General features: G+C 44.5%; 22 protein-coding genes and 1 tRNA gene. 5 read left to right on the plus strand and 18 right to left on the minus strand.

Annotation, left to right across the window (positions count from 1 at the left end):
* Positions 1–4: 4 nt before the first annotated feature.
* Positions 5–922: a class I SAM-dependent methyltransferase gene (locus MKZ04_RS11745; RefSeq protein WP_023856015.1), complete on the minus strand. Its 918-nt coding sequence runs from the start codon at positions 920–922 to the stop codon at positions 5–7.
* A gap of 176 nt (positions 923–1,098) precedes the next feature.
* Complete coding sequence (gene alr / locus MKZ04_RS11750; protein ID WP_020452719.1) at positions 1,099–2,280, minus strand: alanine racemase; 1,182 nt, start codon at positions 2,278–2,280, stop codon at positions 1,099–1,101.
* A gap of 324 nt (positions 2,281–2,604) precedes the next feature.
* On the opposite strand from alr, the gene MKZ04_RS11755 reads away from it, so the two are divergent.
* A complete protein-coding gene (locus MKZ04_RS11755; RefSeq protein ID WP_328067043.1) occupies positions 2,605–3,786 on the plus strand; it encodes an oxalate decarboxylase family bicupin in 1,182 nt (393 codons plus the stop codon).
* 74 nt (positions 3,787–3,860) lie between these two features.
* On the opposite strand, the gene MKZ04_RS11760 is transcribed toward MKZ04_RS11755, so the two are convergent.
* From MKZ04_RS11760 to MKZ04_RS11795, 8 genes are all read right to left on the minus strand, one after another.
* Positions 3,861–3,933: transfer RNA gene (locus tag MKZ04_RS11760), tRNA-Ala, on the minus strand.
* Positions 3,934–4,048: 115 nt separating this feature from the next.
* Complete coding sequence (locus MKZ04_RS11765) at positions 4,049–5,035, minus strand: ADP-ribosylglycohydrolase family protein (protein ID WP_341045951.1); 987 nt, start codon at positions 5,033–5,035, stop codon at positions 4,049–4,051.
* A gap of 105 nt (positions 5,036–5,140) precedes the next feature.
* Complete coding sequence (locus MKZ04_RS11770) at positions 5,141–5,764, minus strand: hypothetical protein (protein WP_341045952.1); 624 nt, start codon at positions 5,762–5,764, stop codon at positions 5,141–5,143.
* On the minus strand, positions 5,757–7,433 hold the full coding sequence (locus MKZ04_RS11775) for a glycohydrolase toxin TNT-related protein (RefSeq protein ID WP_146874799.1): 1,677 nt from the start codon (positions 7,431–7,433) through the stop codon (positions 5,757–5,759). Before MKZ04_RS11775 ends, MKZ04_RS11770 begins: the two co-directional genes overlap by 8 nt.
* Before the next feature lie 19 nt (positions 7,434–7,452).
* Positions 7,453–7,776 carry a hypothetical protein gene (locus MKZ04_RS11780; protein WP_003184717.1) on the minus strand — a complete coding sequence of 108 codons (324 nt, stop codon included), beginning with the start codon at positions 7,774–7,776 and terminating at the stop codon, positions 7,453–7,455.
* Positions 7,773–8,480: a DUF5081 family protein gene (locus tag MKZ04_RS11785; RefSeq protein ID WP_035337547.1), complete on the minus strand. Its 708-nt coding sequence runs from the start codon at positions 8,478–8,480 to the stop codon at positions 7,773–7,775. The genes MKZ04_RS11780 and MKZ04_RS11785 overlap by 4 nt, the downstream gene beginning before the upstream one ends.
* 17 nt (positions 8,481–8,497) lie before the next feature.
* Positions 8,498–8,848, minus strand: coding sequence for a WXG100 family type VII secretion target (locus MKZ04_RS11790; RefSeq protein WP_039072947.1), 351 nt, complete (start codon positions 8,846–8,848; stop codon positions 8,498–8,500).
* Positions 8,849–8,866: 18 nt separating this feature from the next.
* Positions 8,867–9,226 carry a hypothetical protein gene (locus MKZ04_RS11795; RefSeq protein WP_023856112.1) on the minus strand — a complete coding sequence of 120 codons (360 nt, stop codon included), beginning with the start codon at positions 9,224–9,226 and terminating at the stop codon, positions 8,867–8,869.
* A 292-nt stretch (positions 9,227–9,518) separates the two neighbouring features.
* Here MKZ04_RS11795 and MKZ04_RS11800 point away from each other — a divergent pair, with 292 nt between their 5' ends.
* Both MKZ04_RS11800 and MKZ04_RS11805 read left to right on the plus strand, forming a co-directional pair.
* On the plus strand, positions 9,519–9,728 hold the full coding sequence (locus tag MKZ04_RS11800; RefSeq protein WP_003184724.1) for a zinc ribbon domain-containing protein: 210 nt from the start codon (positions 9,519–9,521) through the stop codon (positions 9,726–9,728).
* A 22-nt stretch (positions 9,729–9,750) separates the two neighbouring features.
* A complete protein-coding gene (locus MKZ04_RS11805; RefSeq protein ID WP_020452736.1) occupies positions 9,751–9,924 on the plus strand; it encodes a hypothetical protein in 174 nt (57 codons plus the stop codon).
* Between the two features lie 20 nt (positions 9,925–9,944).
* Here MKZ04_RS11805 and MKZ04_RS11810 read toward each other — a convergent pair whose 3' ends face one another.
* Together MKZ04_RS11810 and MKZ04_RS11815 are read right to left on the minus strand one after the other, a co-directional pair.
* Positions 9,945–11,426: an alkaline phosphatase family protein gene (locus tag MKZ04_RS11810; protein WP_105979959.1), complete on the minus strand. Its 1,482-nt coding sequence runs from the start codon at positions 11,424–11,426 to the stop codon at positions 9,945–9,947.
* A 16-nt stretch (positions 11,427–11,442) separates the two neighbouring features.
* Positions 11,443–12,576, minus strand: coding sequence for an MGDG synthase family glycosyltransferase (locus tag MKZ04_RS11815; RefSeq protein WP_105981173.1), 1,134 nt, complete (start codon positions 12,574–12,576; stop codon positions 11,443–11,445).
* Between the two features lie 99 nt (positions 12,577–12,675).
* Here MKZ04_RS11815 and MKZ04_RS11820 point away from each other — a divergent pair, with 99 nt between their 5' ends.
* Positions 12,676–13,224 carry a YkoP family protein gene (locus MKZ04_RS11820; protein ID WP_341045957.1) on the plus strand — a complete coding sequence of 183 codons (549 nt, stop codon included), beginning with the start codon at positions 12,676–12,678 and terminating at the stop codon, positions 13,222–13,224.
* Between the two features lie 45 nt (positions 13,225–13,269).
* Here MKZ04_RS11820 and MKZ04_RS11825 read toward each other — a convergent pair whose 3' ends face one another.
* From MKZ04_RS11825 to MKZ04_RS11835, 3 genes are all read right to left on the minus strand, one after another.
* Positions 13,270–14,085: a metallophosphoesterase gene (locus MKZ04_RS11825; protein ID WP_020452740.1), complete on the minus strand. Its 816-nt coding sequence runs from the start codon at positions 14,083–14,085 to the stop codon at positions 13,270–13,272.
* Positions 14,086–14,211: 126 nt separating this feature from the next.
* On the minus strand, positions 14,212–15,042 hold the full coding sequence (locus tag MKZ04_RS11830; protein ID WP_020452741.1) for an undecaprenyl-diphosphate phosphatase: 831 nt from the start codon (positions 15,040–15,042) through the stop codon (positions 14,212–14,214).
* Between the two features lie 82 nt (positions 15,043–15,124).
* Positions 15,125–16,270 (minus strand): AI-2E family transporter, encoded by a 1,146-nt coding sequence (locus MKZ04_RS11835; RefSeq protein WP_020452742.1) that lies wholly within the window; start codon positions 16,268–16,270, stop codon positions 15,125–15,127.
* Between the two features lie 212 nt (positions 16,271–16,482).
* On the opposite strand from MKZ04_RS11835, the gene MKZ04_RS11840 reads away from it, so the two are divergent.
* The gene (locus MKZ04_RS11840; protein ID WP_161517418.1) at positions 16,483–17,469 is read left to right on the plus strand and encodes a Gfo/Idh/MocA family protein; all 987 of its coding nucleotides are present in this window, start codon (positions 16,483–16,485) and stop codon (positions 17,467–17,469) included.
* Between the two features lie 44 nt (positions 17,470–17,513).
* On the opposite strand, the gene MKZ04_RS11845 is transcribed toward MKZ04_RS11840, so the two are convergent.
* From MKZ04_RS11845 to tlpB (MKZ04_RS11855), 3 genes are all read right to left on the minus strand, one after another.
* On the minus strand, positions 17,514–18,038 hold the full coding sequence (locus MKZ04_RS11845) for a type 1 glutamine amidotransferase domain-containing protein (RefSeq protein WP_025809689.1): 525 nt from the start codon (positions 18,036–18,038) through the stop codon (positions 17,514–17,516).
* A 131-nt stretch (positions 18,039–18,169) separates the two neighbouring features.
* Positions 18,170–20,152 carry a methyl-accepting chemotaxis protein TlpB gene (gene tlpB / locus MKZ04_RS11850; RefSeq protein WP_020452745.1) on the minus strand — a complete coding sequence of 661 codons (1,983 nt, stop codon included), beginning with the start codon at positions 20,150–20,152 and terminating at the stop codon, positions 18,170–18,172.
* A gap of 133 nt (positions 20,153–20,285) precedes the next feature.
* Positions 20,286–22,271, minus strand: a complete 1,986-nt coding sequence (gene tlpB, locus MKZ04_RS11855; RefSeq protein WP_341045959.1) for a methyl-accepting chemotaxis protein TlpB — start codon at positions 22,269–22,271, stop codon at positions 20,286–20,288.
* Positions 22,272–22,396: the final 125 nt, after the last annotated feature.

Below are 22,396 nucleotides of genomic sequence, written 5' to 3' on the forward strand. Positions count from 1 at the left end.
GTGTTTAATTTTTCACGGCATGAATGTAGTGAATCGTTTCAAAGGCTGACAGATCATCTTTTCGATTTTTAAAATAACGCTCTTGAATATCCGACGGTGACAAATGCTCATAAACGAGCAGTCCGGATTGCTCCAGCATATGCTGGATTTCCTGATACGAATAGCATGACTTCATCGGTTCTCCGCCTGCCGCTGCCATTTTCACCATATTTTCCACCCTGTTGGAGAAACCTTTTTCTTTGAACAGGTTTTCATCCGCATAATCAAAAACGATCGAACTTCCTGAAGGAAGATCAGCCATTAATTGTCTCAGCAATTTTTCGGTTTCTTCCTTTGTTAAGTAGTAGGAAACGCCCAAAAAGCTAAAGAACGTTTTTTTGTTAAAATGAAAACCCTTATCAGCCAATTCTTGATAAGAAAATGCCTTGGCAAAGTCCAAAGGAATAAAATGAAGGTGGGCCGGGATGTGAAAACCTGCTTTGTCCAGCCTTTCCTTTTTCCATTTTTGTGTCGCCGGATGGTCAATTTCAAAGATATCAATTTTGCCTTTTAACTCTAGGTTCCGAAAACAAAAAGTATCCAGCCCTGCCCCAAGAATCACGTATTGTTCTGCTCCAAATCGAATCTCATGGTGCAGCACGCTTTCGCAATATGCGGCACGCGCGAGCGGCGTCGGAGAGAGCTGAATTTGTGTGACCCATTTTAATATTTCTTCATCGTCTCCCTCGTATTTTTCCGCTATATCTTTGTTGAAGAACTGTATACCTTGAATGAAACTGTTTTTAATATCAGAAAATTCTTGTTGGGAAATGAGCGTTTTGGCTAGATTGTCATCAAAAATTTTGGGTTCATCATATTGGCTGTGATAAGCTCTGCCAAAAGCCGAAATAAGAGACGTTACACTCGATTCATCTTTTTTCATGTCGTACACTCCTTCATCAAACGCAAAAAAAATAGGATTCTCCCGGCCAGGAGAATCCTATTATACACACCAATATTCAATTAGTAAATTATAGCATAAATAAATTTTTTTGTCAAGAATTTGCACTTTTCCTATTTTATCAATGATCGAGAAAACAGCCTGTGAGTATGGGAAAACTACACGTATAACAGCGGGGTCGACTTTTTAAAAATCTTGCCGTCCCTTATATAAAAACGGGGGACGCGCCAGCTTATTGTAGATACCACTTCATAATTGATCGTATCAAGCATTTCCGCAACTTCATCAACGGAAATTTCAGCTCCCTTTTGCCGGCCGTAAATCACGACTTCCTCTCCTTGTTTACCTTCGCTCTCTCCCAGACTGACCATTATCATGTCCATTGTTACTCTTCCCGCCACCGGCACCCGTCTTCCGCGGTGTAGAATAAATCCGCGATTGGAAAGTTCACGGGAATAACCGTCAGCATAGCCGACCGGAATCGTGGCAATCACTTCCCCGCGCTCCGCAACATATGTAGCCCCATAACTAACGGTCCGCGGTTCTGTCAACATGGTTTTCACATAAGCGATGCGCGCCTTCAAGCTTAGTGCAGGCACAAGCTTAACGAGATTGAGCTGCCTGATGTAATCGGAAGGATATAATCCATACATTCCGATACCTAAGCGAATCATATCAGCGCTGAATTCCGGAAAAGCGATCGCCGCGGCCGTGTTGTTCATATGCACCGTAGGCAGCTTAAAGCCTTGTTCTTTCAGAAAGCGGAGAAAGCTGATAAACTTTTCGTGTTGAATCATGGTTAGCTCAGTATCCGGTTCGTCAGCTGTGGAAAAATGCGTGAAAATCCCTTCCCATCTGAGGTTTTCACTTGCCGCCAGCGCTTCCACAATTGCTAAAAGCCTTTCTTTTGTGCGTACACCTAAACGCCCCATGCCGGTATCCACATTGATATGAACAGACAGCCGGTCAGGGGTTGCTTCTGTTTCCAATATCTCGTTCGCTTCTTTAATCCAGTCAACTTGAAATGCTGATAACGATATATTCCAAGCTGCCGCTTCTTTCACACAGCTAAGCGGGGTGAAACCGAGCACAAGGATCGGTGCGTCAATCCCCGCTTTTCGCAAAACGACCGCTTCCTCCACCGAGGCAACGGCGAGCTCACTCGCGCCGTTTTCCAGTGCATGGCGTGCCACTTCCACCGAGCCGTGACCATAAGCGTTCGCTTTTACGACAGCCATAATCTTGCTCCTCTTCGGTATATGCCGCCGAAATGCGCGCAAATTTTTTTTAATCGCATCAAGGTTTACCTCTACCCAGACTTCCCGGCAAAGCTTTTTCATCAACGCTCCCTTCTTTCTTGTCACATAGTATTCATTCATGTAGCCGTTCGAAAATTGCCCGGATGCTTTCTATCTCATTCTTATTCAGCTTCGGGCGAAATCATTCAGTCAGTAATCGTTAGCGGTGGAAGGCAAACAGCAGGAGCCCGTGCCGTGCAGACTTTAAATCGAAGGTTTTCTTCTGCTGCCAAAGGAAATGCAAATCTGTCCATCTAGTTTTTTTAAAAGCGTCTTAATAAGGCTCCGATTTTTTTCGATTTGATATATTTTAAGCGTCCCTGTCATAAATTTCGGTATACACGACCTGTGAAGGGAGCTTTTTACATGAAAAGAACAGCCGGGACTCCAGCTTGGTACAATCGCGTGCCTCATCCAATAAGACACGATGGTGCGGGCGCGACCGATTTTGGGCCCCGCGACGTGATGCGGGATTTAGAGAATCCCGACATGTTCGTTCCTCCAAAAACAGATGCCGGAGCAATCCCCAATTTAAAGTTTTCTTTTTCAGACACACATATGCAGTTAAATCATGGCGGCTGGTCGCGCGAAATAACTGTCCGGGAACTGCCGGTATCAACGACGATTGCCGGCGTCAACATGCGACTGACGCCAGGCGGGGTGCGCGAGCTGCATTGGCATAAGCAATCGGAATGGGCTTACATGATTTTGGGCCATGCGCGCATTACCGCCGTCGATCAGGACGGCCGAAACTTTATCGCCGATGTCGGCCCCGGGGATTTGTGGTTCTTTCCCGCCGGAATACCGCACTCGATTCAAGGGCTTGAGGATGGCTGCGAATTTCTCCTCGTTTTTGACGACGGGAACTTCTCCGAGTTCGATACCTTCACGATTACAGATTGGTTCGCACACACACCGAAAGATATTCTGGCCGCGAATTTCGGTGTACACGAAAGCGCCTTCGCCCGCATCCCCGACAAACAGCGATACATCTTCCAAGCAAAAGTGCCGGGACCGCTCGAAAACCAAAAAGTGCCCGACCCGTATGGAACCGTACCAAAAAGCTTCGCTTACAGGCTGTTTGCACAAAAACCTATCGTAACACCCGGCGGAACGGTGCGAATTGTTGATTCTTCAAACTTTCCAATTTCGACAACGATCGCCGCCGCGCTCGTCGAAGTCAAGCCCGGCGGAATGAGGGAAATGCATTGGCACCCGAACAACGATGAATGGCAGTACTATATCACAGGAACCGGGCGAATGACAGTATTTGCGGCAAACGGGACTGCCCGCACCTTTAATTACCGGGCGGGGGATGTCGGATATGTCCCGTTTGCCATGGGACATTACATTCAAAATACAGGCAGCGAAAGCCTGTGGTTTTTAGAAATATTCAAAAGCAGCCGCTTTGCAGACATTTCATTAAATCAGTGGATGGCGCTGACTCCAAGAGAGCTGATTGAAGAGCATTTGCATGTAGGACCGGAGCTGATGAACGCTCTGCGAAAAGAAAAATGGCCAGTCGTCAAATACCGTACAGACAGATAGGCCATCACCCCGCAAAAATGGATCGCGTAAAAAAGGCAACAAAAAAACCCTTGAATGATCAAGGGTTTTAAAGATGGAGCATAGCGGGCTCGAACCGCTGACCTCTACACTGCCAGTGTAGCGCTCTCCCAGCTGAGCTAATGCCCCGTATATTTAAGACATGATTTATTATAGATGGATTTTTGGAGAAAAGCAAGTGGTTTTTGATGTAAAAAAGAAAATGCTCTGTCAGCCGGCATTTTCTTTTTCACCTAGACAAGCGCTATTGCTTTGATTTTTCAAAACAGAACTGAGTAAACCTTTCAGACAAATCCAGAATGTCATCTATCCTAGGCAAGGCAGTGATCCATTCTTCCGGGATGCTTTCCATTTGATCATACATTCCAGCCATTGTACCTGTAATAAAGGCAATTGTATCTGTGTCTTCCCCCAGGTTCACTGCTTCCAATACAGCATCAGAATAACGGTCTGAATTGAGGAAACACCACAATGCCGCTTCTAAAGAGTGCACAACATAGCCGTCTGACATGATGTCTTCTCTTTTAACACTCGCAATGTCATCATTAAGTATCCTCTTATACGAAGAAAACTCATTTTCATACTCGGTTCCTCTCAAATTCTCCACACAAGAATGGACTGCTTGTTTATACGCCTCTTTAGGAGAATGATCAAACAAGTTTATTAAGAATTCTATATAAATAATACATCCCAGCGTAGATCGGGGATGACGATGTGTAATAAATGCCCACCTTTCGATCTCAGCTTGTCTTTTTGAAAAATTTGATTCGTTCCATAGCATAAAAGCCAACGGAGATATTCTCATCAATGCTCCGTTTCCATTATCAAACTCAGACGCTCCGCCGCATTGTTCAATTGGAACGCCCCTTTTGAAGCGCTCGATTGCATCATCAGTCGCTCTGCCAATATCAAACATGCTGCCGTATGGAGTCCAGTACCCTTCCCGATACGCAGCAAACTTTTTCATCAATTCGGTCTCATCTTTTTCTTCGATCAGATTCTCCATTAAACACAAAGTGAGTGATGTATCATCTGACCATGTCCCAGGCGGTTGATTATAAGTCCCGTACCCTATCATTCCAGTGATATTTAAGTTTCTAGCTTTAAATTCCACAGGGACGCCCAGCGCATCACCGATAACCCGGCCAAGGATAGTGGAGTACAGTCTTTTTTTAAATTGTGAGATATGGTTATCATCGTTCCACTGAAACGATATTATTCTTCTTTTCATTTGGCACACCCGCTTTGTTGATTCATCTTGAAAACGCATGGAGATCGATTTCCATGCGTTTTAGTTTTAAATCATATTCATTTAAAAATAATTATACATCAAATATTATTTTCCTAAAATCAATCTTCTTATCTTCTCTTCAAACTGCATATTTATATTGAAATCGTTTTTCCATAGATTTAAAAGAGAGATAACTTCTTTTAATTTCAAGGAAAAGTTATACAATACAAGAAATGCACTTGGAGCTTCTCTATCTTTAATTAAATAAACTTTTTTGAAGTCAGGAGTCATATAAAAAATATTATATAATCCATTTTTTGTTTGTTCTAAGTTAACAGAAATCTTTTTTTCTTTAAAAATTGAAAAAAAATTCTCACCAATTTTCAAATCTAATAAGTTATTTAAAGATTTTATTTCATTATCTTCTAACTCTAATATTTTATCTTGTGTTTCAATATCTCGAATACGATCACCTAAAATTGAAACCGCATAAATACCGAGTGCACAAATTCCCTCTTCTTTATTATCAAATTGCTCTTTAATAAATTCATTCCCTCTTTGATTTAATATTAAATAATATATATTGTTTTCCGTGTTTTCTTGAAGTTCAACAAATGTTTCTTGATAAATATGATCTTTAGCTTTTTGATGAACCCTTATTTTATTATCTTTAAATTTACTTATAACTGCATAATTCTCACCAAGCTTTTCTTTTAGCAAATCATTCATTTTTCAAACCACCTTTTCTAACTGAAACTTCTCTTATATAACCTTCATCTATTAATTCATTTATAGAATATGCTTCTCCATTTTCGTGGTATTTAATATATTGAGTTCCGCCACCTGGCCTGTCAAACCATGGAGCTATTTTCCCTCCATCTACTTCCAAAGGCCTTATTACCTCGTAAACATAGTAATCTACCTCGTCACTATGTAACGCCAGAGCTCTTTGTTCATAAGGAATTCCTTCTGGAGAAAAGAAGCTCCCTCCTGGTCCTCCAAATCTGTCAATCAGCATGCCTTTCTGCAATTTCATTTTCACAGGTTCACCATCAAATCCGTTATTTGGCGGCCAATTGATGTCTCCAGTCTCTTGATTATAGTATTTGGGATTATCGTAAACTTCTTTGTATTTTAAATATTTCTCTTCACTTGGAGGATAAGACCAGCCTTCCAGTTTTGCCTTATCTGCTTTACTTATTTCTTTAACGGCTTTTCCGGTCCCAGCCTCAATCTCCTTCTCAACCCGCTGAATCGAATCCTGCATCTTCGCTTTCGACGCTTTATGGGCGTCGTTGACGTGGGCGGAGTAATTGGACCCTTTTCGGACGAGGGTGCCGCCGGCTCCTGCTTCTGCACCGCGGGCAATATCGCTCAAAGCGTCGGCGCTTTTGGCGAATTGTTTTTTGATGGCGAAGCCTGCGTCGTTGAGTCGGTCTTGAGCTTTCAGCCCATTCACCTTCATGCGGTTCGCCCAGATGTTTTTGCTGTCTTTAAAAGATTGTACCATATGTTCTGTTTTGCTTGAAATTTGGCCGATTGTGGCTGCGCTTTTAAATGTACCTTTTGCCGCGGCTGCCCCCGGGATGATGTCAAGGGCGCCGAACACGCCTCTTTCAACCCTTTCGTCTGTGTTTAACTCCCGTTGTGTCATCCAGTCTTTTCCGGTTGCGGCGCTCGAAATATTGGCTCCTCCGTAGGCGACGGCCACCGTGAGACCTGCCGGTGCACAAAAGATGGTGAGCACGATGATGCCTGCACCGGCCAGAAGATCCCGCCACAATTCCTGATTCTTTTGGACATCTCCGATTGATTCGTATTCAAATCCGCGGGAAGAGGCAATCGCTTTCATGTATTCTTCATACGATAATTCGATGTCGGGGTGGTTGATCTGGAATTCTTCAAATTCTTTGCTCAGTACGTGATCAAACGATTCCGAGTCTTTGAAGATATCATTTACGCTCACTTTCGCTTTGTCGGTTTCGACCGCTTGTTTGGACATGCCGTATCCGACGTAAGTGGTTTCCTTGGAGCCGATCCGGTTCGCGGTCGTGTAATTATGTATCGTCAGTCCGCGCATTTTTTCGGCGAACGCGTCTATTTTTTTATAAAAAGGGCTGTCAATGTGATCTTCCACCAAACTGCCGGCTTTCAGGCAAAAGTCAGCCAGCTTTTGATAATCCTTAAACAGTTCCTCGATCTTGCTTTTTTTGCTTGTGTGGGTAAAGCTGATCGACCTGTCGCTGTCCTTGTCTTTGATTTTGGATTCGATATCTTCCAAGAGATCGTTGAGTTTGATAAGGCCGGCTTTCATACCGCCGCCATATGGTCCGCCCGTCAGCGCATCGAGCCCGTCTTTCATGCCCTGCCATTCTTCCGGTACGTATTTCACATCCATTTAGATGATCGCCTCATTTCTATTTCTGAATCTTGTAGAGTTTTTGAAGCTCTTTATCTGTTTCATACATTTTCTCCATCGCATAACTGACAATGTGGGAAGCTATACAGTAATTATCAAACAGCTCCATCGTCTTCCCGAGAATATCCGCGTAGCTTTCAATCGCTTTTGATGCCTGTCCGGCTTTATAAAAATCGGATTCTGAAAGGTTTTTGATTTCTTTCTGAACCCCTTCTGTATAAATATCGCAGATGCTTTTCAGCTTATTGGAAATGGTGATCATTTCTTCAAACTCGAGATGGATGTTTGTACCGCCGCCTCCTGCTCCGCCTTCTGCATTCATAGCATCGCCCTCCCTGCTCTGAAATTGATGTGCAGTGCGTCATAGATCCGGTTGTTCATAATATAAAGGCTGATCCATTCATATCGATCATTTAAAGGATCAACCGAGATGAAATCTTCGCCTTTTGTAAAGTAAAGTGTTGTCGTCTGGAAACCGGTGTCTGCCGGTTTTTGCTGCGAGGCAAGCTTGAACGTTTCCACAGCAAGAACTTCTTTTTGATCAAGTTCCATTGCCCTGACTTCGGCTTTTTCAGCGGCGCTCATCGGTTTTGTCAAAAAAGCGCGGTCTTGATCACGCGGCTCTCTTACTAAAAATGACACGTTGGAAATAAGCGATAAATAAACTTCGCGCTTTTCCAAATAATCTAATGTGTAGCCTTTGCCCTGGCTTCTTTCAGTCAGAGCGACAACGCGCTCCTCATCGTCCGGCAAAAATGCGCACATGACGTTATTAAAGCGCACGAATTCTTCGCTTTCTTGATATTGCTTCAGCAGCTTAATCAGAAAAAAAGCGGTCTTGGTCAGCTTGCCTTCCTTTAAAAGGATGCCTTTTTCAATCAGGCTCTCTTTTGCTTTTACTGCACAATCCGTCTCAGCCAAGGCCAGCTGTTCGCGTTCCGGAAGACCGAATATGTAGGTAACTCCGGCTGCTCCTGCTAAAACATAAAGTTCTGCCGCCGACAGCGTATCTGCTTTCACCTGCATGTCATTCTCCTTCCCTGTTATAAGTTTTTGATTTCCTGCACTTCACTGAGCTTTGAAAAATCGTCGATGTGCATTTGCAGTGCATCTAATGCAGCCGTATGTTCTTTCAAGGCGTCTTTCATATCGGCATTCAATTCGATAATCAGCTCAAGGTAGCTTAAAAATGCGTCGCGGGTTTTTCCGCTCCATTTTCCGCTTTCAACATACGCTTTCAATTCCTTTGCTTTTTTCAGCGAGTCGCCAACATGTTTTTCGATCGCTTTCGCATGGGAATGCGCTTTTATTGTTCCATTATGTGAAATTTTCACAGTCTCTCCGCTTACTTTCGGATTGGCCGCTTGATAGTTGTAGTATCCATATCCGTCCATGACTCGGCTGTTCCTCCTCTACGCCTTTTTCTCTTCAGCTTCAGCTTTTGCTTTATAATACTCCCACTTGCTTTTCGCCTTCGACTTGGCGCTTTGAATGTCATCGACCATATCTTTAAAATGCTTGACCAATTCCTTCAGCTTGGCATCCTTTTCATGGCGTGTATCCTCAAATTCGTGGGAAGGGATTTTCAAGTCCGGGAGATTGCTGTTGTATGCTTTCAAACTTGCATCAACTTCTGCTAATTTCGTCTTAACATCGCTTTCTTTATCAGATAAAAAGTCGTATAAATTTTTATACTCGTCGCGTTTTCGTTCATTTTCCGTGTAGGATATGTGCAAAAAGTTGCCTACTGAATCCCAAAAACCTTCGCTCAAAGCAGCTGCCCCTTTCATTTATCCTAGTCAATAAAAACTATTTTCCTGTAGTGGATTATATTGTAATAGGTTTATCTTACAGGATGGTCCTAGGCGAATGAATAGGTTAAAAGGATTGTTTTTTTCGACGAAAAAATAAAATAACCGGTCTTCTAGAGATTTTTATAAGTAAAAAGGATCAGTCTTTTTCCCCTCTTTTCCGACCGGCCATTTCCTGAGAAATATTTTCTTTTGAAGAACATTCCATTATAATGAAGTTGGTTGGATTTTACATCATGAAAGGAGAAGCGCTATGCGTGAACATAAAGGATGTATCAAGTGCGGAAGTACAGATGCGGGGCAAAAAGAAATCGCGACGACCGGCACCGGCCTGTCAAAATTGTTCGATGTGCAGCATAACCGTTTTCTCGTCGTTTATTGCAAAAACTGCGGGTATTCGGAACTGTACAACAAACAATCTTCAACCGCCGGAAACATTCTCGACCTGTTCTTTGGAGGATGACGGCCCGAAAGGAGAAACGGTTATGAGAGAAAAATACGGATTATTGATTGCCATATTTATTTTGGCTTTATGTGTGCACTCCAATATCGTCGTAGAACATGCACTCTTACAGGCGATCATAAAAACAGTCTCACTATTCGTGATGATCGCTTCGGCGCTTGCAGCATTTGTCAAAGGCATCAGACAGCCGTCATAATCACTGGGAGAGGGGGTTAGTCATTGCCCCGTTCCCAGTGATTTGACTAAATCGAGAATCCATTCTTTCACGTCGACAAGGCGATTGTATGCCGGCTTTGTATCGGTTCCGGTGATGATCATGGATACGAGGGAGTCCTGCTTGTGCAATGCACCGTGGCTGGCTCCTCCGACGTGCGTCGGCGACCCTTCGCCGATAAATTCGTATCCAGGCTTTGCATTGGCGATTAAAAAGTCGCCTTCATGCGAAAAAAATGAAGTGTACAGTCTGGCCAGCGCATCGGGAAACTTTCCGTATGTCATGCTGCTTTGCTCGACCGTCAAATCGAGAATGTTTACATCCCCTTCCAGCGTCCACGTTTGTCCAAATTCATCCGTGTATTTGCCTCCCGGCCGAAATGTGAGCTTCCCGTGCTGCTCCCCCGAAACGACCTGAATTGAATCCGTTTCATTTTTCCAGCCGATGATGTCGATCCTCTCGTCCTGTTGCAGAATATCCGCGATCCTCGCGAGCGGAAGCTTCGCTTTATCGAGCGAATAGATGAACGCCATTCTTTCGTTAACGGCAAGAACGATGTCGTCATCGTCCGCCACGCCTTTCTTTAATTTCACAATGCGAAAGGCGTCTAGAAGACTTCTCAAATCAATCAATGCTTCTTTTTTATTGCCGCTGATCCAGGCCTGTCCGTTATCCCCCATCACTATCCAAATGTGATCTTTTAAAGCGGCTTCCCATGACGGAAAGCTGTCTAAAATCTTTTGGACATGCCGGTCTGCTTTCGCGACCCCTGCTGCGTCGTTTCTCCCGTGTTTATGTACGTGCTGGTCGAGATCGGGAAAATAGACGAGTGTAAGAGGCGGCACTTTGTTTGTTTTGATCAGATGAACCAATTCATTCGCAGAAAACCGGTCATTAAAGCCGAATTTTTTGAAAAGCGAGCGGTTTGCCGGATTCACTTTGGAAAAACCGCCGTACGAGAACAGCTGGGACGTGTTGATTTTGACTGATTGGTTTAACCCGGAAATCATTGAAAAAAGAAAAGGAACCTGTAAATAGCCGTCCCGGCTCCCCCTGTGCAAAAGTGCATTGATCGAGCACGTTTCAATTCCTTTTTCATCAAGCTCTTCGTGAAGCGTCTTCACCTGTTGGCTTAAATGAACCTGATTCAAATTGTAAAAGACGTCTCTGGAGGATTGTTTGATGCCTAATTTCAGAAGCTCTCGAATATGGCTGCCATAATTGATGATCCGTTTTTCCTTCGCGTTGTACCATACAAGACCCGGAACTTTATGGCGGTTGCTGCTCGCCCCTGTAAGCAATGTGCTGTCAACATTGACGGACATCGTCGGAAAAGGGCTGATCATATCAGGGACATAGCGCCCGTTTTCCAGAAAATATCGCAGACCAGGAGCCTGTCCGGTTTTCACGGCTTCTTGAAGCGGTTCATCCATTAATGAATCAATCAGCAACATGACGACTGATTTCTTGCGGCTCTCAGACATCGTTCTTCCTCCTTCCTTATACGTGAGCATTCCCTAAACCGCTCCGGTTATGAATGATCCCGTCTAAAATGTCGCTGATATCCCGGTCCGATTTTTCACGCAAATATTGACCAACGCTCATTTGATAGCGTCTGATGTCTTCTTCCGAACGGAAAAAGGAGAGCAGCTGCTGTTCAATCGGCTCCTGTTTTTGCTGATTCAGTTCAATGACAAGGTTTTTCTTTTTCAGAATATCGAGATTCATCTCTTCCTGTCCGGGCAGCGCATGGTAGATAAATACCGGAAGCTGTTTTTCAATGCACTCGCTGATCGTGACGCCGCCGGGCTTCGTTATGATGCCCGACGCCTCCTCGTATAAACGGTTCATTTCTGCTTTGCTTTCGATATAAGGCAGCGCTGTAATGTATGGATTGTTTAAATCATGAACATACCGGTAGAGCTTTCGGTTTTTTCCGCATAGTATTTGGTATGCGACATCCCCATTCGGCGACAGCTCCTGCACAAGCTTAAAAATGCCGCCCACCCCCATGCTTCCGCCGGTTATGAGGATGTTGCACACCGCTTTTTTGTCCACGTTCTGCCCAGGCTTTCTCTCCATTTTATAGGAACGATGCACGGGTATTCCGGTCAAAAAAATCTTCTCTTCATCAACGCCTTCTGCGATCAGCTGTTCTTTGATGTCTTTGATCGGCGCAAAATGATAATCAATCTTTTCTCTTCCCCAAATTCGGTTGACGAAAAAATCGGTATAGACATTGACCACTTTCATGTCGGGAAATCGGCCTTTTAAGCGGTTCAGCAAATAGGAGGGCAATGCATGCGTACAGAACACGATATCAGGCTTTTTTTCCGCAATGATCTGCTGCATATCCTTCAAAAAGATCAGCTCGTACAAGAGGTGGCGCTTTGCGGTTTGATGGCGCCCGCACGCCAGGAGATGATAGACCGAGCTGTAGACTTTCGGAAAATACTGAATCCATGACAAATACGCCGCAGAAGAGGCTTTTTCAAGCCGCCGATAAGCATGTGAAAAAATGTCGATTTTTTCACATTGATGGGATTTGAGAAGCAGTTCTGCCTGCAGTGAATCGGCAACGTGATGATGACCGGTGGAAATGCTTAAAAAAGGGAAAATCAGAATCTTTGTCATCTCCATCCTCCATTTCAGAAGAAAAATGTTTTCCATTTATATTTTTCAAATATCCAGCCAAAATATAAGTGTATTTTTTCAGGAAAGGAAAGTGGCGACTTGAGAAACTGTTTTTTGTCGATTTGGAGTGTAATTGACCCGTTTTATTATTTTTTTTCAAGACTGACACTCATTGATCAAACGAAATCGAGCATTTTTCGCGTCCGTCTCACAAGGTACAAAGGGATCGATGTGGTGTTAAACGATGGGACGGTTATTAAGAAGAACGATGTTCTGATCAAAATTCATCTGCATAATATTAAGCTGATCAAAGAGCTTCAAAATATTGAGAGCACTGTCAGAAGAGGCATCCTCATTTATCAAAAGACGTACTTTTCAATGCCGATCCTGGCCGAATATGTTAAAAACCATCACCGGACAGACCAAATCAAAGGCATCATCGGCATTACGACGCTGCATAAAGGCGTTGAAAGGCTCGGTTTTGAAGCCGTTGAGCCCGCAAACCAGTTTTACAGAGTCTTTAAAAAACTGACGCAGATTCCGATTTTATATTTAACAACAAAGCAATTTTCTCTTCGTAAAATTCCTCCTTCCCAATATTTGTTTATCTCGAAAGAAAAATTGTTCAAGTCCTATCTGCAGAAATAACAAAAAAAGAGACTGATCCCTCAAAACAGGAACAGCCTCTTCTTTTTATGAAATGTGATGGAACGTCATTTCCGGACGGCTTCCAATGCGGATATTCGCTCCCGTCTGGCCCAATCCCTCGCTGATATAAAACGGTTTGTCATGATGATAGTGAAGACCTTTAATCATATTCATTCGCACAAGCTTTCCCATCTTCAGAAGATGATAAGGCTTCGGCCAATGAATCTGACCGCCGTGAAAGTGCCCTGACAGAAGATAGTCAAAGTGAAATTCCTGCATATCAAGCACAACGTTCGGATCATGCGTCAATACAAGGTTGTACCCTTCCTTCAGCTCTTTATATGAAGCGGCAATATCGCTTCGCTTCGTGCTGTAATCATCAATCCCGATAATGTTGAGTGCCTCACCTTCCACTTCAATCGAGACATGCTGATTTCGAAGGGTGATGCATCCGTTATCTTCCAGCACACGTTTCAGCTTCCGAAAGTGTTCACCTTTCAATACGTAGTCATGGTTGCCGAATACAGCGTACATCCCGTATGCCGGCTTTAGTTTTTGCAAAGCTTTTAAGTAGTTTGCAAGCTTTGGTATATTTCGTTTCCTATCAAGAAAATCTCCTGTCAAAGCAATGAGATCCACTCGTTTTTTATTGGCAAGTTCAAGAATCTGTTCAGGTGAAATCGAAATGTTTTCTAAATGAAGATCAGACAGATGAAGAATGTTCAGCTTTTTCTTTAAAGCGGGAGCCTGGACGCGCTCGACCGAAATCGTGTTGACTTTCACATCTTTTGTATTGTGGTTCGCTTTATAAAAAATAGGCATTAAACCTAAGATAATCAATAGACATGCGATAATAAACATTTCAATATCTCCTCCCTCTTACTAGTATAGTAAGTTGGCAGGCAGTTTTATAGTGGGAAATAATAGGATATCATTCTTTTTACCTATAATAAAAACCGATTTCCAGCTGGAAATCGGTTCGTAATTTTACAGAAACAAAATGAACAGAAGAAGCCCTAAAATGATGCGATAGATGGCAAACGGGACAAGCTTGATCTTATTGATCAGCCTGAGGAAAAAGCGGACGACAAAAAGAGCGACAATAAAAGCGCTGATAAACCCTGTAATAAAGAAAGGAAACAGATCTGCACTTAAATATGCCCAGTTTTTAATTAAAGAGAGCAGGCTGGCTCCCATCATGATCGGAATCGCCATAATGAAGGTGAAATCGGCGGCCGCTCTGTGGTTCAAGCCGAGAATAACACCGCCCGAAATCGTCGAACCCGAGCGCGAGAAGCCCGGCCAGAGCGCCAGACATTGAAACAGCCCCATACCGAGCGCCTGCTTATACGTCATCCGGTCAACCGAATCTGTCGTCTCCGTGCGCCGGTTAATCCAGTCGGCCGCGAGCATCAGCACCGCGCCGGCGATGAGACCGACCGCAACGGTGTGTACGGAAAACAGGTACTGATCGATATAGTCTTCGAATAAAAAGCCGAGCACAGCGGCGGGAACAAGTCCTACAGCGATTTGGGCAATGGAAAGGCGGTTTCCCGATTTTTGCTCTTCCGTCATGTTTTTCTTCACACCTAAGAGGTTGAGAATCCGGTCTTTAAATACGATGGCGACAGCGAGGATGGAGCCGAGCTGAATCACGACTTTAAAGGTATTCGCCGCCTCAGGCGTGAGCAGTTCTTTCGATTTCAGCCAGACGTCGTCAACAATGATCATATGCCCTGTTGACGAAACAGGGGCATATTCTGTTAATCCTTCAACAATTCCGAGTATGATGGCGACAAAAATATCCCAAATGTTCATATGTCATTCCTTTCGCTTCATAAAACTTGTCCTCTAATAAACTATTTATATCGCCTTTAAAAGCCGATTATGCAAGCGGGATTCAGACTTCTTCGTTTTTTTCATAAAGGTGTGAACGCTGTTTAAACCATTCAAACAAATGCGTGACCACCACTTTGATGACCGCGTATCCGGGGATGGCGAGAATGACGCCGATCACGCCGAACAGCTTGGCTGCCGTCAGCAGCACAAAGATGATCGTTACCGGATGGATGTGCAGGTTTTTTCCCATAATTTGCGGCGAAATAAATTTTCCTTCAAACAGCTGCACCACAGTCCATACGATGATCAGCTTCACAAGCATAAACGGGGAAGTAACCAGGGCAATAATGATTGCCGGCGTGATCGCAATCGTCGGTCCGAGATACGGAACGATGCTCGTACACGCCGCCACAAGGGCCAATAAGGAAGCGTAATCAAGACCGATGATCATATATCCGATAAACAATAGGCAGCCGATACAGAAGCTGACGATGATCTGCCCCCTGATATACGAACTGAGCCGGTGATTCATCTCGGACATCATCACATACGTCTGTTCCCGCAAGCGGACCGGTACGAGCTTCAAAATAAAGAGCGGCAGTTTTTTACCATCTTTCAATAAGTAAAACAGGATAAACGGCACGGTCACAATTGAAATCACGACTTCTGTAACAGCGCCTATGAACGTTCCCACTCCGGTAAATGTGCTGTTTAAAATTGTGGTGGCCTGATCGGATAATTTGCTTGCCAAATCGGTCAGATTGATGTTCAGCGTCTGCTGGACCTGATTAAAAAACTGGCTTCCGATCAGCTGTTTAATTTGGTCTTCCACAATGTGGACATACCTTGGGAAATTATCGACAAGGCTTGTGATCTGTTCCCTTAACAGCGGGATAACGGAGACGATCAAAATCGTGATCAGACCGATGATCACGATATAGAGAAGAAGAATCGAATAAATCCTTTTCACATTTTTCCGCTCTAGAAAATCAACGATCGGATTTAACAAATAATAAACGACACCTGTCAGTACGACAGGCAGAGCGATGGTTTCCACAAGGACGATGAAAGGCGTGAAAATAAACGATGCTTTTGTAAATACAAGGATGTTCAATCCGATCAAGAGCAGAACGAGCAGAAACAAAACGAATTTATTGTCTAAAAAAAACTTCTTAAATCTGCCGCCCCACATATTCAAAGAGTCCATGGCGATCCTCCATTAACATTGGTTTTATACATTAAATTGTACACTATTACTCCTCATACTAAAAATAAAACCATTGCTATTGGTCTTTTTTTCCGCTTGCAAACGTTTATTGATGATATACATATACGCCGGTGTTTCCGGCTTTTTGTCTTTCGCCGGCAAAAGAAAACACTGTATAATAAACATATCCTACAGCGAAAGGGGAAAATAGCATGATACGGTTCGGGGTAGTCGGAACAAATTGGATCACCGACCGGTTTCTTGAAGCGGCCCGTTTGGTCGGCGATTTTCAATTAACCGCGGTATATTCAAGGAGCGGGGAGCGCGGACGTGAATTCGCGCAAAAATACGGGGCAGAGGCGGTTTTTACCGATATCAGCGAAATGGCTGAGAGCGATGTTATTGATGCGGTATATATCGCAAGTCCCAACTCTTTACATAAAGAACAGGCCGTCACATTCATGAAAAGCGGAAAGCACGTCCTGTGCGAAAAACCGCTTGCGTCCCATGTCAAAGAAGCGGAAGAAATGGTAAAAACAGCGCAGGAACACCGCGTGACATTTATGGAAGCGATGAAAACGACATTTCTTCCGAATTTTAAAAACATCGAACGCAACCTGCACAAAATCGGCAAAGTCCGCCGTTTTACAGCAAGCTACTGTCAATACTCTTCCCGCTATGACGCCTATAGAAACGGAACCGTCTTAAACGCATTTAATCCGGCTTTATCGAACGGTTCCCTGATGGATATCGGCGTCTATTGCGTCCATCCCGCGATCGTCCTGTTCGGCAAGCCCCTCGAAGTAAAAGCAAACGGGCTGATCCTTGAGTCGGGGGCGGACGGTGAAGGAACAGTGCTGTTAAAATACAAGGAGCATGAAGCTGTTTTGATGCACTCGAAAATCTCCAATTCCTTCACGCCTGCTGAAATTCAAGGGGAGGAAGGCTCTATCGTCATTGATAAAATCCACCGACCTGAAAAAGTCGACATCCGCTATCGGGACGGACGGGTTGAACATCTTACGCTGCCGGATGACAAACCGGCCATGTTTTATGAAACAGAGGAATTCATTCATTTAATTAAACAAGGGCGGATCGAGTCTTCGCTTAACACATTTGAACGCTCTATCAACACCTTGGCGGTCATGGATGAAGCCCGCAAACAGATCGGTCTCGTTTTCCCCGCTGATCAAAAATAACAAATGAGCCGCCTCGATTCGAATGAACGGGCGGCTCATTTGTTTTAGGATTGCGCCAAAAGATCGGCAAAGGCTTTGACATAGATCGGCAGGTCCGGCGGGCGGCGGCTTGACACGATATGACCGTCGACGACCGCTGCTTCATTTACCCATACTGCTCCGGCATTTTCCATATCGTCTTTGATCCCAGGTGTGCTTGTGACCTTCCTGCCTTCCAATATTCCTGCGGAAATCAGCACCCAGCCGGCATGGCAGATTTGCCCGATAGGCTTCTTCCTTTCGTTGAACCACCGAATCATCTCCAGTACCTCGGGATATCTTCTGAGCTTGTCAGGCGCCCAGCCTCCCGGAACCAGAACTGCGTCGTATTCCTCAATATTCACACTTTTCAGCTCATAATCAGAGACAGCAGGTACGCCGTATTTGCCCTTATATTCATGATCCGCTTTTTCACCAATGAGGTGTACGATCGCGCCTTCTTCTCTCAGCCTTAAAACTGGATACCACAGTTCTAAATCTTCGAAGTCATCGCTGACAAGCGCGATCACTTTCTTGCCTTCCAGTCGCATGATTTATCCCTCCTGTACAACCAGTGTACGATAGATGACAGTCTGTTTAAACCTATTTATCCCCTTCCCCGTCCCTTTTTAAAAATGCTTTTCCCGCGTAAAAGGCTGCCGGATCGCCGGCAGCCTGATGTTTAGTCAATCTTAAATTTTTTCGTCAAATCGCGCAGTTCTTCAGCCATTTGTTCAAGCGTAGCCGCAGAAGAACTGATTTCTTCCATTGAAGCAAGCTGTTCTTCAGCCGAAGCGGCGATGTCTTGAATGCTTCCTGAGCTTTCACGCGATACGTCTGCAATTTCTTCAACCGCTCCCGCGACATGCTGTGACCCTTCTGACAGCTCTTCAACTGCCGCATTCATCGTCTGCAGCTTGCCCGCGATTTCGTTTGTCATGTCATAAATCTGCTTAAAGCTTGTATCTGTTTCATCTGTGATGGTAAGTCCCGACTGTACTTCACGGTTGACGTCCTGGAACATGTCCAGCGACTTTCCGATCTCATTGACGATTTCCTGAATGAGCGCTTCGATTTCTTTTGCCGATGAGGCGGATTGCTCAGCCAGTTTGCGCACCTCTTCAGCCACTACTGAAAACCCTCTCCCGGCTTCACCGGCTCTTGCGGCTTCAATTGCAGCGTTCAACGCGAGCAAATTCGTCTGATCTGCGATGCCGTTGATCACCCGCAGGATTGCCGTAATGTCTTTTGACTTGCTTTCAAGTCCTTTCACGACGGATTCTGCCTGTTTAACGGAATGATCGATGGAATTCATTTGTCCGACCGTTTTTTGAACAAGCTCTCCGCCTGTACCGGCAATGTCCGTCGATTGAATGGATGATTCTGTAATCGATGCTGAAACTTTGGACATTTCATGCAATTGGCTGTTCATGTCAGCCAGCTGCTGTGCACTGACTTCCACTTTCTCGTTTTGGCTTTCGTTTCCGTTTGAAAATTGTTCGATCGCAGATGTAATATGTTCTGTCGCCTTGCTTGTCTGATCCGCGCTCGCGGTCAGCTGCTCTGACGAAGAAGCGACGTTTTCAACTGATGTCTGAATGACGCTGATTAAAGAGCTCAGCGATTCGGCCATTTCGTTGAAGCTTGATCCGAGCTGTCCGATTTCATCTTTTGAACGGACAGTGATTTTTTGCGTCAAGTCGCCTCCGCTGATGCTTTTCGCAGAGGAAACGAGTTCGCGGAGCGGACCTGTGATCGATCTGATGATGAAAATCATCAGAAGCACACCGATGATGATGCTGACGCCCAACGTAATCAAAGCTGCATTCAACACAGGCTGTGACGCTTCTTTTAGTTCAGTGATATACATGGTTCCGCCGATTTTCCAGCCGGTCAGTTTATTGGTCGCGAATGCCATCTGCTTTTCGCCGTCAGACGTATATTTGATTGTTCCTTTGTCATTGGCGTATACTTTTTCAACCCAGCTGCCTTCGATGTCTGAGCCCGCATCATGTTTCGGGTGGGCGACAAACTTTTTATCGGCGCTGGTGATAAAGGCAAAGCCTTTTTTCCCGATGGTCACGCGTTCTGTCGCTTTAATGAGCTCTTCGATTTTCATATTGACGGCGACCACGCCGGATCCGTCTTCATGCATCTTGGCGATGGTGATAACCATCGTTCCGGTTGACGCCGTTTTGTAAGGGTCTGTAATAATGACTTCGCCCTTGTGTTCGGCGGCTTTTTTATACCAGTCCCGCTCTACCGGATTATATCCGCTCGGCATTTCCTGATCCGGGTAGCGGATGAACTTTCCGTCCTTTGATCCGGTAAAGATCCCTTCCACATCGGGATGGAGCTTGGCGAACTGTTCGAATTTCACTTTTAAAGCGTCGCTTTCTTTTCCTTTAAAAGAGTTTTCTTTAATGAACCCGCTGAAATAGGACATGGCATTTGTTTTCTGGCTGATATTCTGATTGATGATTTCGTTCAGCTGATTAACGTTTTCGCGCGCATTGTCCATGATTTCTCCGTCAAGCGTACTGCTTGCCGTTTGATACGCGCTATAGGAGAGGACGATGATTGGAACGGTTAAAATAAGCAAGAATGAAAGAATTAATTTCTTTGCAATGGAGGGACGTTTCACCCAATTTATAATATTTTCCATAGAATTGTTGACTCCTCTTTTCTGTTATATTTCTAATATCGGATTCTTTTAAAAGTTTTTATACGCGTTTTATAACTTTTTATAGTCTAAAATAACTAAAAAAACATCCGGAGGAAAACCGGATGTTTTAAAGCTATTCAATCTTAAATTTCCGTGTCAAATCACGCAGTTCTTCAGCCAGCTCCGCCAATGTGGTGGAAGATGCGCTGATCTCTTCCATAGAAGCGAGCTGTTCCTCGGCTGAAGCGGCGATGTCCTGAATGCTTGCCGAACTTTCTTTCGATACATCAGCGATTTCTTCGACCGCGCCCGCGACTTGGCGGGAACCTTGCGTCAATTGTTCGACAGCGGCATTCATCGTCTGCAGCTTGCCTGCAATATCATTGGTCATATCGTAAATCGTTTTGAAGCTTGTCTCTGTTTCATCTGTGATTCGAAGTCCTGACTGTACTTCATGATTGACCGATTTGAACATGTTCAGGGAGTTGTCGATTTCCTTGACGATTTCCTGAATTAAATGTTCAATTTCCTTCGCCGAACCGGCGGATTGTGCGGCGAGCTTCCTGACTTCTTCAGCCACTACCGAGAAGCCGCGGCCCGATTCCCCGGCCCTTGCCGCTTCGATCGCTGCATTGAGCGCGAGCAGATTCGTTTGATCGGCGATTCCGTTAATCACACGCAAAATGCTTGTGATGTCTTTTGATTTGGCTTCGAGCCCTTTGACGACCGCTTCCGCTTGCTTGACAGACCGATCGATCGAGTTCATTTGGCCGACCGTCTTTTGAACAAGCTCTTCCCCTTTGCCTGCAATCTCAGTCGATTTCAGCGATGCATCAGTAATCGCGGCTGAAGTTTTTGACATGTCATATAACCCGTCGTTCATTTCATTCAGCTGATGCGAGCTTGCTTCGACTTTTTCTTTCTGGCTTTCATTACCGTCAGAAAATTGTTCAATGGCCATTGTAATATGCTCAGTCGCTTTGCTTGTCTGCTCTGCGCTGGCATGAAGCTCTTCAGATGAAGAAGCTACATTGTCAACTGATGATTGAATGACGCTGATTAAAGAGCGCAGCGATTCGGCCATTTCATTAAAGCTTGTACCGAGCTGACCGAATTCGTCTTTTGAACGGACTGCGATTTTTTGTGTCAAGTCGCCGCCGCTGATGCTCTTTGCGGATGACACGAGCTCGCTTAACGGCTTGCTGATTCCGCGGATAATGAAGTAGATGAGAATCCCGCCGAGCACGATCGCGGCTGCCAAAATGATGATCGCCATGTGGAAGACAGGCTGAGCAGCCTCTGATATCTCATCCGTGAACATCGTTCCGCCGATTTTCCAGCCGGTCAGCTTGTTCGTCGTAAAGGCCATTCTCTTTTCTTTTCCTTCAAATGTATATTGAAAATCACCTTTTTCACTGCCGTACATTTGTGCAACCCAGTCGCCTTTGCCTTCGGTTCCGGCTTCGATCTTCGGATGAGCGACATATTTTTTATCATTGCTTGAGATAAACGCAAAGCCGCTTTTTCCGATGTTGACGCGTTCTGTCGCTTTGATAAGTTCATCGATTTTCATGTTAACGGCAACAACCCCTGAGCCGTCCTCCGTCTGCTTTGCAATCGTAACGACCATCGTTCCGGTCGACGCTGTTTTATAAGGGTTTGTGATAATCGCTTTTCCTTTATTTTCAACGGCTTGCTTATACCAGTCCCTATCCGCCGGGTTATAATCTTTCGCCATTTTTTCAGCGGGATAGCGGATGAACTTGCCGTCTTTTGAACCTGTGTAGATCGCTTCCACATCCTGGTTCAGCTTGGCGTACTGCTCGAATCTCTCTACAAGTGATGCGTTCCCTTTTTCTTGATAAAGCTTTTCATTCACCCAGCCGCTGAAAAAGGAAACAGCCTGCTCTTTCTTTCCGATATTCTGGTCTATGATCTCATTCAGCTGTTCGACATTATCGCGCGCGCTTCTCATGATTTCCGTTTCAAGAGAGCTTCCCGCCGTTTGGTACGCACTATAGGATAAGGCCAAAATCGGCAAAGTTAAAACCAATATAAAGCTGAAAAACAGCCTTTTTGAGATAGACGGACGTTTAAGCCAGTCCAATACCTTTTTCATTTGATATAACTCCTTTAGCTTCTAGATTATGAAACTAATATCGGAGCTTTCATTTACTTTTGCATATTAAAAAACTTTAAAAAGTATTTCTGAAGATTCTTAAAAAGAGCTTAAAAAAGAGGCTG

Origin of the sequence: Bacillus sp. FSL W7-1354, from assembly GCF_038002405.1 — a bacterium.
GTDB classification, from domain to species: Bacteria; Bacillota; Bacilli; order Bacillales; family Bacillaceae; genus Bacillus; species Bacillus paralicheniformis.

Excerpts from the sequence above, each read along its gene's own strand:
- MKZ04_RS11805 (WP_020452736.1), top strand. The coding sequence starts at position 9,751 with ATGAGAGAAAAATACGGATTATTGATTGCCATATTTATTTTGGCTTTA.
- MKZ04_RS11840 (WP_161517418.1), top strand. The coding sequence starts at position 16,483 with ATGATACGGTTCGGGGTAGTCGGAACAAATTGGATCACCGACCGGTTT.
- MKZ04_RS11745 (WP_023856015.1), bottom strand. The coding sequence starts at position 922 with ATGAAAAAAGATGAATCGAGTGTAACGTCTCTTATTTCGGCTTTTGGC.
- MKZ04_RS11825 (WP_020452740.1), bottom strand. The coding sequence starts at position 14,085 with ATGTTTATTATCGCATGTCTATTGATTATCTTAGGTTTAATGCCTATT.
- MKZ04_RS11815 (WP_105981173.1), bottom strand. The coding sequence starts at position 12,576 with ATGACAAAGATTCTGATTTTCCCTTTTTTAAGCATTTCCACCGGTCAT.
- tlpB (WP_020452745.1), bottom strand. The coding sequence starts at position 20,152 with ATGGAAAATATTATAAATTGGGTGAAACGTCCCTCCATTGCAAAGAAA.
- MKZ04_RS11770 (WP_341045952.1), bottom strand. The coding sequence starts at position 5,764 with ATGAATGATTTGCTAAAAGAAAAGCTTGGTGAGAATTATGCAGTTATA.
- MKZ04_RS11780 (WP_003184717.1), bottom strand. The coding sequence starts at position 7,776 with ATGAATGCAGAAGGCGGAGCAGGAGGCGGCGGTACAAACATCCATCTC.
- MKZ04_RS11765 (WP_341045951.1), bottom strand. The coding sequence starts at position 5,035 with ATGAAAAGAAGAATAATATCGTTTCAGTGGAACGATGATAACCATATC.
- tlpB (WP_341045959.1), bottom strand. The coding sequence starts at position 22,271 with ATGAAAAAGGTATTGGACTGGCTTAAACGTCCGTCTATCTCAAAAAGG.
- MKZ04_RS11810 (WP_105979959.1), bottom strand. The coding sequence starts at position 11,426 with ATGTCTGAGAGCCGCAAGAAATCAGTCGTCATGTTGCTGATTGATTCA.
- MKZ04_RS11830 (WP_020452741.1), bottom strand. The coding sequence starts at position 15,042 with ATGAACATTTGGGATATTTTTGTCGCCATCATACTCGGAATTGTTGAA.
- MKZ04_RS11785 (WP_035337547.1), bottom strand. The coding sequence starts at position 8,480 with ATGCAGGTGAAAGCAGATACGCTGTCGGCGGCAGAACTTTATGTTTTA.
- MKZ04_RS11775 (WP_146874799.1), bottom strand. The coding sequence starts at position 7,433 with ATGGATGTGAAATACGTACCGGAAGAATGGCAGGGCATGAAAGACGGG.
- MKZ04_RS11790 (WP_039072947.1), bottom strand. The coding sequence starts at position 8,848 with ATGGACGGATATGGATACTACAACTATCAAGCGGCCAATCCGAAAGTA.
- MKZ04_RS11845 (WP_025809689.1), bottom strand. The coding sequence starts at position 18,038 with ATGCGACTGGAAGGCAAGAAAGTGATCGCGCTTGTCAGCGATGACTTC.
- alr (WP_020452719.1), bottom strand. The coding sequence starts at position 2,280 with ATGAAAAAGCTTTGCCGGGAAGTCTGGGTAGAGGTAAACCTTGATGCG.
- MKZ04_RS11800 (WP_003184724.1), top strand. The coding sequence starts at position 9,519 with ATGCGTGAACATAAAGGATGTATCAAGTGCGGAAGTACAGATGCGGGG.
- MKZ04_RS11835 (WP_020452742.1), bottom strand. The coding sequence starts at position 16,270 with ATGGACTCTTTGAATATGTGGGGCGGCAGATTTAAGAAGTTTTTTTTA.
- MKZ04_RS11755 (WP_328067043.1), top strand. The coding sequence starts at position 2,605 with ATGAAAAGAACAGCCGGGACTCCAGCTTGGTACAATCGCGTGCCTCAT.